7 protein-coding genes are annotated in these 11,277 nt (G+C 69.8%); 1 reads left to right on the top strand and 6 read right to left on the bottom strand.

Annotation, left to right across the window (positions count from 1 at the left end):
- Position 1: 1 nt before the first annotated feature.
- Both murJ and ACFC8N_RS10770 read right to left on the bottom strand, forming a co-directional pair.
- The gene (gene murJ, locus ACFC8N_RS10775) at positions 2-2,395 is read right to left on the bottom strand and encodes a murein biosynthesis integral membrane protein MurJ (protein WP_376287925.1); all 2,394 of its coding nucleotides are present in this window, start codon (positions 2,393-2,395) and stop codon (positions 2-4) included.
- Positions 2,396-2,440: 45 nt separating this feature from the next.
- Positions 2,441-4,822: a DUF6049 family protein gene (locus tag ACFC8N_RS10770; RefSeq protein ID WP_376287924.1), complete on the bottom strand. Its 2,382-nt coding sequence runs from the start codon at positions 4,820-4,822 to the stop codon at positions 2,441-2,443.
- A 296-nt stretch (positions 4,823-5,118) separates the two neighbouring features.
- On the opposite strand from ACFC8N_RS10770, the gene ACFC8N_RS10765 reads away from it, so the two are divergent.
- Positions 5,119-6,561, top strand: coding sequence for a CCA tRNA nucleotidyltransferase (locus tag ACFC8N_RS10765; RefSeq protein ID WP_362820668.1), 1,443 nt, complete (start codon positions 5,119-5,121; stop codon positions 6,559-6,561).
- Between the two features lie 110 nt (positions 6,562-6,671).
- Here ACFC8N_RS10765 and ACFC8N_RS10760 read toward each other — a convergent pair whose 3' ends face one another.
- The 4 genes from ACFC8N_RS10760 to ACFC8N_RS10745 form a co-directional block, all read right to left on the bottom strand.
- The gene (locus ACFC8N_RS10760) at positions 6,672-7,196 is read right to left on the bottom strand and encodes a hypothetical protein (protein ID WP_376287923.1); all 525 of its coding nucleotides are present in this window, start codon (positions 7,194-7,196) and stop codon (positions 6,672-6,674) included.
- Between the two features lie 130 nt (positions 7,197-7,326).
- The gene (locus ACFC8N_RS10755) at positions 7,327-8,589 is read right to left on the bottom strand and encodes an MFS transporter (RefSeq protein WP_376287922.1); all 1,263 of its coding nucleotides are present in this window, start codon (positions 8,587-8,589) and stop codon (positions 7,327-7,329) included.
- Positions 8,590-8,692: 103 nt separating this feature from the next.
- Entirely contained in the window at positions 8,693-9,775 is a 1,083-nt protein-coding gene (locus tag ACFC8N_RS10750; RefSeq protein ID WP_356032478.1) for an inositol-3-phosphate synthase, read from the bottom strand.
- A 43-nt stretch (positions 9,776-9,818) separates the two neighbouring features.
- On the bottom strand, positions 9,819-10,502 hold the full coding sequence (locus ACFC8N_RS10745) for a helix-turn-helix transcriptional regulator (protein WP_376287921.1): 684 nt from the start codon (positions 10,500-10,502) through the stop codon (positions 9,819-9,821).
- Between the last annotated feature and the right edge of the window lie 775 nt (positions 10,503-11,277).

Here is an 11,277-nt window from a genome sequence, read left to right as displayed (position 1 = left end):
TTCAGCGGCCCAGACGTCCGCGGACCATGCCCACGAGCGAGTTGAGTTCCTCGATGCGCATGCGCCGGGCGGCGACGAAGAAGACACCGAGCAGGACGGCACCGCCGACGAGCAGCGCGGCGAAGGAGCCGACGACGCCCTGGCCGAGGCTGTGGCCGATGCCGTAGCAGGCCGCGCCGCTGAGCAGGGCCGCCGGTACGGAGGCGATGCACAGCCGCGCGTACGTCCGCAGCACCCGGGCGCCGTCCATGTCGCCGCCGAGCCGCTTGCGCAGCCGTCGCCAGGCGACGCCCACACCGATCGCGTAGGCCAGGCCGTAGGCGGCGGCCATACCGGCGACCGCCCAGCGGGCGGGCAGCACGAAGTAGCACAGCGCCGAGGCGCCCGCGTTGACGACGGCGACGATGACGGTGTTGTAGAAGGGCGTGCGGGTGTCCTCGTAGGCGTAGAAGGCGCGCAGGACGACGTACTGCACCGAGTAGGGGATCAGGCCGAGGCCGAAGGCCATCAGCATGTAGCCCATGTTGGTGGCCGCGTCGGTGCCCGAGGAGCCGAAGATCAGCGTGCACATCGGGATGCCGAGTGACAGGAAGCCGAAGGCGATCGGGACGATGGCGACCGCGGTGGTTCGCAGGCCCTGCGAGATGTCGTCGCGGACCGCGCCCGCGTCGCCCTCGGCCGCCGAGCGTGAGATGCGCGGCAGCAGGGCGGCCATCAGGGACACCGTGATGATGGCCTGCGGCAGGCCCCAGATCAGCTGGGCGTTGGCGTAGGCGGCGAAGCCGGTGCCCGCGACGCCGGAGTCCTTGCCGGACGCCGTGGACAGCTGGGTGACGATCATGGCGCCGGCCTGGTTGGCCAGCACGAACAGGACCGTCCACTTGGCGAGCATGGCGGCCTTGCCGAGGCCGTGGCCCCGCCAGTCGAACCGCAGCCGGATCCGGAAGCCCGTCTCGCGCAGATACGGGATCATCGCCAGTGCCTGGACGACCAGACCGAGCAGCACACCGATCCCGAGCAGGCGCTGGCCCTCCGCCGGGATGTTGGTGACCGTCATGTGGGAGTGGGAGGCGGTGCCGTAGACCCAGATGAACATGCTGAGCGTCACGATGATGACGATGTTGTTCAGTACCGGGGTCCACATCATCGCGCCGAACTTTCCGCGCGCGTTGAGGATCTGGCCCATCACCACGTGGACGCCCATGAAGAAGATCGAGGGCAGGAAGTAGCGGGTGAAGGTGACCGCGACGTCGTTGGCCGCGGGGTTGGTGGCGACCGGGTTGGACAGCATGCGCACCAGCAGCGGCGCCGCGAACATCGCGAGACCGGTCAGTGCGGCCAGCGCCACCATCACCAGGGTCAGCAGGCGGTTGGCGAACGCCTCGCCGCCGTCGTCGTCCTCCTTCATCGCCCGCACCAGCTGCGGTACGAAGACCGAGTTGAGGCCGCCGCCGACGGTGAGGATGTAGATCATCGTCGGCAGCTGGTAGGCGACCTGGAAGGAGTCGCCGAGGAAGTAGAGGCCGAGCGCGGAGACGATCAGCGCGGAGCGGACGAAGCCGGTCAGGCGGGAGACCATCGTGCCCGCCGCCATCACGGCACTGGACTTCATCAGGTTGGCCGCCTTGCCGCCCTTCTTCGCGGACGCGGCGGGCGCCTCGGAGTCGGGGACGGCGGTCAGGGCCATGGTGGAGGCAGAGGCCTCCGGCTCCCCGCCGCCGTGCGGCCCGGCGGGCGCCGGTGCCGCGGCAGGGGCGGGCACCGGGGGCTGCGCGGGGTTGCCGGTCCCGGCCGGGTAGGCGGTCCCGGCGTACGGGTCGCCCTGCTGCGGGCTCTGCCCGTATCCCTGCGGGTACTGGCCGGCCTGGCCGTACCCGGCGCCCTGGGTCGCGGCCGGCCCGGGGTAGGGCGAGGGATCGGCGGGCACGTGGCCGCCGCCCTGCTGCTGGTCCTTGAAGAGATGCGCGAAGGCGTCCGGCTCGTGGTGCTGCTCGCCGGAGTGCGTGACCAGGTCGTCCACTCCCACGAACCGGGTCGTGCGCGGGTTGTCGCCGTGGGGCAGGTACGGGCCCGCGCCCTCCGGCTCCGGCGCCGGGGTCTGCGCCCACACCCGGGGGTCGGGGGCGTGCGGCGACTGGTCGGGCGAGGCGTACATCTGCTGCTGACCGTAGCTGCCCGGCGGGGGCGGCGGGTGTGCGGCGCGGTCGTAGAGCGCCTCGGCGACCGGGTCCTGGGCGGCCAGGTCCTGCGCCCGGTAGGGGTCCTGGTCGTAGGCGTCCTGGAGGTACATGTCCGCAGCGTGCTGCGGCGGTACCTGGCCGGGCTCCGGCGGCGTCTCGGGGTAGCCCGAGCCGGCCGCGCCCTGGCCGCGATCACCGTCGTACGGCGCGTTCATGCTTACCCCACCTCATCGTCCCGGGCCCACCGGCCACGACATCGCTCAACGGTCCACTCTCTCACCCGTCCCGGACGGGTCGGCGTTTTCCGCAGCGGTGTCCGGCGCAGGGTCACTCGGCTGCTCCGGGTCGTCTGCCCCTGTGCTGAGGCCGGAATCACCGGGTTCCTGCGGGAGACGATCCGAGGGTGCGTCGGGGTTCCCGGGCTTGTCACCGGCCTCCCCTGCCGCGTCCGGACCGTCCTCGTCGGCCTGCCGGGCGGCCGCGCGCTTGCGCTGGGTGTACATCCGGAATCCCGCGAGGACGAGGAGCAGCACGCCGCCGCCGATGACCAGCATCACGGTGGGCGTGACCTCGGTGACCTTCACGTCGAAGCTGACGGCGTCGCCGTACTCCTGGCCGTCCTCGGTGTACAGCTGGGCGACGACCGTGACCCGGCCGTTGGCGTTGGCCGCGGTGGCGAACTTCACGGACTGGCTGTGCCCGCCGGAGATCTCCACCGGCTGCTCGGAGTAGGCCTTGCCGCCGATCTTCAGACGCGTCGGGTTGGACGAGGTGAGGCGCAGGATCAGGTGGCCGACGGGCTGGACGAGATTGTTCTGGACGGTCACCGGGATCGTGGCGCTGCGGCCGGAGAGCTTGGTCTCCGACTTGTCGATCAGCTTGACCTGGGCGGCCAGATCGTCGAGCCACCCCTCCACGCCGTTGCGGAAGCTGCCCGCGTCCCCGCTCCTGCCGCGCCACGACGTGGACATCTCACGGTTTATGGCCCGCCCGAACGGCGTGACGACGCGAGAGCGGTCGGTGAGGATCACCTGGAAGTTGTCGAGCTTGTCCTGGGTGCGTGCAATCTGCTGGAACGCCGACACGGGCAGTTCCTGCTTGCGCAGCGAGGACGGGTAGTACTGCGTGGAGGGGATCTGAGTGGTGGCGTTCGGGTCCGGCTTGTCCTTGGCCGCCGAGGTGAGGTCCTGGGACTGTGACCAGTTCGCACCGTCGAGCGCCTTCAGCGCCGCCGCCATCGCCTGGGCCTGGCTCGCCGCGGGCATCCGCTGCGGGGCGACGACGATGCTGCGCTGCTCGTCGGTCTGGGCGTTCACCTCAAGGCTCTGGGCCAGGAACTGCTGCACGGCCAGCGTCGAGGTGTCGGCCTTGGTCAGGTCGCCCTCGAAGGCCGTGGACAGCCGGGCGTCGGAGACCACCGCCGTGGTGCCGCCGCCGACCGGGCGGGCGGCGGAGGGCGTGTACGACAGCCCGGCGGTCTCCTGGAGGCTGTCGCTGCGGGCGATCACCCGGTCGGCTCCCGCGGACGTCGCGACCTTCATGATCGACGGGTCCACGGCGCCCTCCACCGGCCAGGCGAAGTCCGTGGTCGGTGTGACGTGGAGCACGGTCTTGACGGTGATGGCGGCGACGTCGGTGGCGTCCTTGAGGTGGCTGAGCGAGCCGGTGACGCCGGTGCCGTTGTGCGCGAGGGACGCCAGGTCCGGGTCGCCGAACGGCAGCGCGACGACCTCCTTGCCCGCCACCGCGTTCTGGAGGTCCGCCAGCCACTGCTTGGCGACCGCCTGGTGCGCCTTCGGGCCGGGTGTGGTCGTGCCGTTGTCACCGGGGAGCCGGTAGTTGCCGGTCGCCATCGCGTCCACGGAGGCCAGCAGGTCCGGGTCGATCACCCAGGTGACGTCGAGGTCCTTGCCGAGATCCACCATCTGGGCCAGCCGGCCGCCCGGAGCCAGCTCCTTGGCCAGGTCGTCGTTGAGGAACACCGGCGTCTGCAGCTCGCCGGCGCCCGTCTTGGCCGTCATGTGGACCGTGGAGATCAGCGGCCACAGGAACGTCGTCTTCGTCTTGCTGCCGGCGTCGGACGGCTGCCACGGCAGGAACGTCTGCTGGACGCCGAGCACCTGGTCCCAGGCCTGGGCGGGGGTCTGGCCGGACAGGGAGACGCCGAATTCGTAGACACCGTCCGCGCCGAGGTCGAGCTTGTCCACCGGGACGGAGATGCTGAAGTGCTCGGCGACGCCCGGGTCCAGCTTGGCGAACTTCTCCACGTACTTCCCGCCGACCTCGGACCCGGCGGCGCTCTGCGGGTCGTCGGAGTGCTGGGCGATGCTGTCGATCTCCGAGCGGGTGGTCACCATGGGGCCCACCCGCAGGCCTACGTGGGCGCTGGTGACGGGCTGCTTGCCGTTGTTGGTGACCGTGCCGGACACGGTCAGCGTGTCGCCGTCGGTGGGGGCGCTCGGGGTGAGCGTGTCCAGGGCGACGGACACCGTGCCCGAGGAAGCGGCCTGGGCGGGCGCGGCAGCGGGCAACTGGAGCAGACCGGCCAGCAGTGGCGCTCCGGCGAGCAGCGCTCCGGCGCGCCGCACCCAGCGGCGGGCAGGGGAGGCACTGGTTGCCTGGAAGTCAGCCGCCTCGGCCACGCTCGCCCGTCCCTCGTCGTCAGTGGTCGTCGGAATGTGCGTCCACGCATGGTAACGAGGCGCGGAGAGCGGAAGTGCCGCGGTGCCCGTCACAAGATCGAAGAACTCCGGCGACCTGTCCTCTATATCCAGTATCGAGTGGAGAGCTTCCCAACGCCGCAAGAGCAGCTCTTGCACGGGTATGCCGGAAGCTGTCCGGGCCCGCTTTCACCGGGCGGTCCCGTGATCTTCACCGGGCCGCCCCGGGATAAAATCGAGGACACCCCTGGTCGCCGGTGCACGTACCCTCTTCTGTTGTGCCGAACCCCAACGAAGACACTCCCTCCGCCCTGAGCCAGGCGCAGCAGCGCGCGGTCGCCGAGCTGCTGCGGGTGGCCCCCGTCGCCGACGATCTCGCCCGCCGATTCCAGGAGGCGGGGTTCTCCCTCGCCCTGGTCGGCGGATCGGTGCGCGACGCGCTGCTCGGCCGGCTCGGCAACGACCTGGACTTCACCACCGACGCCCGCCCCGAGGACGTACTGAAGATCGTCCGGCCCTGGGCGGACGCAGTCTGGGAGGTGGGCATCGCCTTCGGCACGGTCGGTGCGCAGAAGGACGGCTACCAGATCGAGGTGACCACCTACCGGTCGGAGGCGTACGACCGCACCTCACGCAAGCCCGAGGTGTCGTACGGCGACTCCATCGAGGAGGACCTGGTCCGCCGGGACTTCACGGTCAACGCGATGGCCGTGGCGCTGCCGCAGAAGGAGTTCATCGACCCGCACGGCGGCCTGGAGGACCTGGCCGCGCGGGTGCTGCGGACGCCGGGCACGCCCGAGGAGTCGTTCTCGGACGATCCGCTGCGGATGATGCGGGCCGCCCGGTTCGCCGCCCAGCTGGACTTCGCGGTCGCCCCCGAGGTCGTCGCCGCGATGACGGACATGGCCGGGCGTATCGAGATCGTCTCGGCCGAGCGGGTCCGGGACGAACTGAACAAGCTGATCCTCTCCACGCACCCCCGCGAGGGCCTGGCCCTGCTCGTCGAGACCGGGCTGGCCGACCATGTGCTGCCCGAGCTGCCGGCGCTGCGCCTGGAGCGGGACGAGCACCACCGGCACAAGGACGTCTACGAACACACGCTGATCGTCCTGGAACAGGCGATCGCGCTGGAGCAGGAGGGCCCCGATCTCACGCTCCGGCTCGCCGCGCTGTTGCACGACATCGGCAAGCCGCGCACCCGTCGCTTCGAGAAGGACGGCCGGGTCTCGTTCCACCACCACGAGGTCGTCGGCGCCAAGATGACCAAGAAGCGCATGACTGCTCTGAAGTACTCGAATGAGCTGGTGAAGGACGTCTCGCGGCTGGTTGAACTGCACCTGCGCTTCCACGGCTACGGCACCGGTGAATGGACGGACTCCGCGGTCCGCCGCTATGTCCGTGACGCGGGGCCGCTGCTGGACCGTCTGCACAAGCTGACCCGCTCGGACTGCACCACCCGCAACAAGCGGAAGGCGGCCATGCTGTCCCGGGCCTACGACGGTCTGGAGGAGCGCATTGCCCAGCTCCAGAAGCAGGAGGAGCTGGACGCGATTCGCCCCGACCTGGACGGCAACCAGATCATGGAGATCCTGGGCGTCGGCCCCGGCCCGGCCATCGGCAAGGCGTACAAGTACCTGCTGGAGTTGCGCCTGGACAACGGCCCGATGGAGCACGATGCGGCGGTGGCGGCGCTCAAGGAGTGGTGGACCGAGCAGAGCTGAGGGAGTGGAGCGGGGTCATGTTTCACGTGAAACATGACCCCGCACGGCCTTCAGGGAACGGTGTGGGGCGGTGTTTCACGTGAAACACCGCCCCACCGCACGTTCGCGTATTACTTGTTGCTCCCCAGGCAGAGAACGAAGGAATCGCTGCCTTCCTTCCACTCGATGGCAGCGGTCGTTCCCTGGACCGACTGGCAGGCGAGCATGGCCAGACTGGTGCTGCCGTCCTTCTTGAGCACCTTGTAGTCCGCCTTCGGGTCGCTGCAGCCCAGCTTCTGGATCTGCGGGTCCTTGTCGCTTCCCTTGTTCGTCAGGCAGTCACCGACGGCCAGTTTCTGAGTGTCGTCGGCCTTGTTGAAGTACCAGCCGCCGACGATGACGATGAGGCCGACGACGGCGCCGATGATGCGGATGTACTGCCGGACGCCGCGCTTCGGCCGCTGAGGAGGCACCGGTGCGTACGGCGCCATGCCCTGCTGGGGGAACCCGGGCTGGCCCGGCTGCTGCGGGTAGCCGCCCTGCGGAGGGTAGGGAGCCTGAGGCTGGCCGCCCTGCGGGGGGTACGGCGCCTGAGGCTGACCGTACGCCTGCTGGCCCTGCGTGAATGGGTTCTGGCCCTGGGGCGGAGTCGTCACGTGTGGGTCCCCCTATGAAGAAAGAGATGAGTGAGCAGCGCACATAAGTGGCGCGTAAGACGCACGTAAGCTACCGGGCCGCACTGACACTCCTGTAGCCCGGGGGAACTCTGTGGCCCTGATGTGACACTCACCGGCGTTCAAAGCGGCCCATAGCGACAGCAACCGCTCCGTAGAGGAGAGAGACGGTGACGACCAGCGTCGCCGAACGGCCGTCCGGGGGCAGCATCAGGGCGGCCACTCCGGCCGCCCCGACGAATGCCACGTTGAACAGCACGTCGTACACGGAGAACACGCGCCCGCGGAAGCCGTCGTCCACCGAGGACTGCACGACCGTGTCGGTCGCGATTTTCGCGCCCTGGGTGATGAGGCCCAGCACGAAGGCGGCGACCAGGAGCGGCCCGATGGCGAAGGGGAGGCCGAGAGCGGGTACCAGGACCGCGGCCGCGGCGGAGCACGCCACGATCCAGCGACCGGGGCCGAGCCGTCCCGCCGCCACGGGGGTGACCACGGCCGCCGCGAAGAATCCCGCCCCTGAGACCGCGAGCACCAGCCCGAGCAGCCGGAGCCCCTCCTCGGGGGTGCTGGAGAGGGCGTACCGACAGAGCATGAGCAGCAGGACCAGCAGGGCGCCGTAGCAGAAGCGCATCAGCGTCATCGCGGCCAGTGCCCAGGCGGCTTCTCTGCGCCGGGGTGCGGCGAGGTGCCGGACGGCCGCCACCAGATCCCGTGCCGTGTCGGCCAGCGCGCTGCGCAGCCGTGGCCGCGCCGGATGGCGGTCGGGCCCGAGAAGCGCCCGGGGCAGGCTCAGAGAGGTCAGGCCCGCACAGAGATAGAGGAGTGCGCCCAGCAGGACCACCGCGGCGTCGGAGTCCGACGCCACGAGCCGTACGGCGAAGGCGAGGCCGGCGCCTGCCGTCGCGGCGAGCGTGCCGGCCGTCGGGGACAGGGAGTTGGCCAGCACCAGGCGCTCGGCGTCCACCACGCGGGGCAGGGACGCGGACAGCCCGGCGAGGACGAAGCGGTTGACGGCCGTGACGCACAGCGCGGAGACGTAGAAGAGCCAGTTCGGGACATGGCCGAGCATCAGCACGGCGGTGACCGCTGCCAGCAGGGCGCGCAGCAGATTGCCGTACACGAAGACCTGCCGGCGTCGCCAGCGGTCCAGCAGGACACCCGCGAACGGACCGACCAGGGAATAGGGGAGCAGCAGCACGGCCATCGCCGAGGCGATCGCCGTGGCCGAGGTCTGTTTCTCCGGCGAGAAGACGACGTACGCGGCGAGCGCCACCTGGTAGACGCCGTCGGCGCCCTGGGAGAGCAGGCGGACGTACAGCAGGCGTCGGAAGTACCGAAGACGCAGCAGGACGCGCAGGTCACGCACGACGGGCATGCCGCCCAGCCTCACATATGCGGAAGGTCCCCGGGTCGGGAAACCCGGGGACCTTCACAGCCCTGGCAGGAGCGTTTGCGTGCGAGCGGTCGCGTCGGCGCTTTTAGCGCTCGACCTCGCCGCGGATGAACTTCTCGACGTTCTCGCGGGCCTCGTCGTCGAAGTACTGGACCGGCGGGGACTTCATGAAGTACGAGGACGCCGACAGGATCGGGCCGCCGATGCCGCGGTCCTTGGCGATCTTCGCGGCGCGCAGGGCGTCGATGATGACACCCGCGGAGTTCGGGGAGTCCCAGACCTCGAGCTTGTACTCCAGGTTCAGCGGGACGTCACCGAAGGCGCGGCCCTCAAGGCGGACGTAGGCCCACTTGCGGTCGTCCAGCCAGGCCACGTAGTCGGACGGGCCGATGTGGACGTTCTTCTCGCCGAGGTCCCGGTCGGGGATCTGGGAGGTGACGGCCTGCGTCTTGGAGATCTTCTTGGACTCCAGGCGCTCGCGCTCGAGCATGTTCTTGAAGTCCATGTTGCCGCCGACGTTCAGCTGCATGGTGCGGTCCAGGATGACACCGCGGTCCTCGAACAGCTTCGCCATGACGCGGTGCGTGATGGTGGCGCCGACCTGGGACTTGATGTCGTCACCGACGATCGGCACACCGGCCTCGGTGAACTTGTCCGCCCACTCCTTGGTGCCGGCGATGAAGACCGGGAGGGCGTTGACGAAGGCGACCTTGGCGTCGATGGCGCACTGGGCGTAGAACTTCGCCGCGTCCTCGGAGCCCACGGGCAGGTAGCAGACCAGGACGTCGACCTGCTTGTCCTTCAGGATCTGGACGACGTCGACCGGCTCGGCCTCGGACTCCTCGATGGTCAGGCGGTAGTACTTGCCGAGGCCGTCGAGGGTGTGGCCGCGCTGGACGGTGACACCGGACGTGGGCACGTCGCAGATCTTGATGGTGTTGTTCTCGGAGGCGCCGATCGCGTCCGCGAGGTCGAGGCCGACCTTCTTGGCATCGACGTCGAACGCGGCGACGAACTCGATGTCACGCACGTGGTAGTCACCGAACTGCACGTGCATCAGGCCGGGGACCTTGGCCGCCGCGTCGGCGTCCTTGTAGTACTCGACTCCCTGCACCAGCGACGCGGCGCAGTTGCCCACGCCGACGACGGCTACGCGAACCGAACCCATTCCGGTTGCTCCCTGTGTGTACGAGTGAGGCCCTGACTGGGACTCACGTGGCGGTGTCGCCGGGCGTATCCGTCCGGGGGGTGCCCCCGGCACGGGGCAGGCCGCCCGTCGATCCAGTGGTGGTGTCCTGCGGAGCGGTCCCCCGGGACGTGGAACCCTTCAGGTCCCGCCCCGCCCGCTCGCTCTCGATGAGCTCGTTCAGCCAGCGCACTTCGCGCTCCACGGACTCCATCCCGTGGCGCTGGAGCTCAAGTGTGTAGTCGTCGAGGCGCTCCCGCGTGCGCGCCAGGGAGGCGCGCATCTTCTCCAGGCGCTCCTCCAGGCGGCTGCGCCGGCCCTCCAGCACGCGCATGCGCACATCGCGCGACGTCTGCCCGAAGAAGGCGAACCGTGCGGCGAAGTGCTCGTCCTCGTAGGCGTCGGGGCCGGTCTGCGAGAGCAGCTCCTCGAAGTGCTCCTTCCCCTCCGCCGTCAGCCGGTAGACGATCTTGGCGCGGCGTCCGGCGAGCGGAGCGGCGAGGGCGTCCTCATGGGTGTTGCCCGGTTCCTCGATCAACCAGCCGCTCGCGACCAGCGTCTTGAGGCAGGGATACAGGGTCCCGTAGCTGAACGCACGGAACACCCCCAGGGACGTGTTGAGGCGTTTGCGCAGCTCGTAGCCGTGCATCGGGGACTCGCGCAGCAGACCGAGCACGGCGAACTCGAGGATGCCGGAACGTCGGCTCATCGTCGCCTCCTCTCGGTCCCGCAGCTCTCTCCCGCGGGTCTCGCAGTGCCTCTCAGCGTCTTTATCTCGTGCTGATGTATCGACTCGATACATCAGCACGATAGAACGGCCGCCGGCAGGCGACAAGAGGGACGACGGTGAACGGGATCACATCACCGATTCATACGATGCAGGTTGCCTGTTTTGGGGTGAACTTCAGGGCTCAGCGGGTTTTGGCGGTGCGTAGTCTGTGCGGCATGCACATCGCCGGGAACCAAGTGACGTCTGGGGAGCGTCGTCGTCCCCGGTGCGGTACGGGTGAATGCAGGACCGACCACATCCGTACTCCGGGGGGACCGGAAACCAGCCGCCGTTCCAGGCGCGCACGGGTGCGCCTGCCCGAGGAGTAATCGTTCGATGAGCGAGCACCGTCGCAAACCGCCGCAGCCGCAGGGAGGCGGACGTGCCGCGGCCCGACGTGGTCAGTCCGGCTCGTCCTCCGGCCGCCGTGCGGCACCGCGTGGCGCCACCGGGTCTCCTGCCGACTCCTACGAGTCCAGTTCCCATGGGTCGGACAGCGGCCCGGGAGGCGAGGAGCGTTCCTACGGCGGCCGGGCCGAGGCCCGCCGCGCGGCACAGAGAGGCAGCCGCCGCAGAGGCGCCGACAACACAGGTCCAGGCGGCCGGGGAGGCGGCCCGGGCGGTCCCAGCGGTCCCGGGCGCGGCAGAGGCCGCGCATCGACCGCGCCCGGCAGGAAGAGATTCATCGACTACCCCCGGTCCGGCAAGTACGGAT

Origin of the sequence: Streptomyces sp. NPDC055966 (assembly GCF_042269865.1) — a bacterium.
Taxonomy (GTDB): Bacteria; Actinomycetota; Actinomycetes; order Streptomycetales; family Streptomycetaceae; genus Streptomyces.
This window is presented reverse-complemented; position numbering and strand designations above follow the sequence as displayed.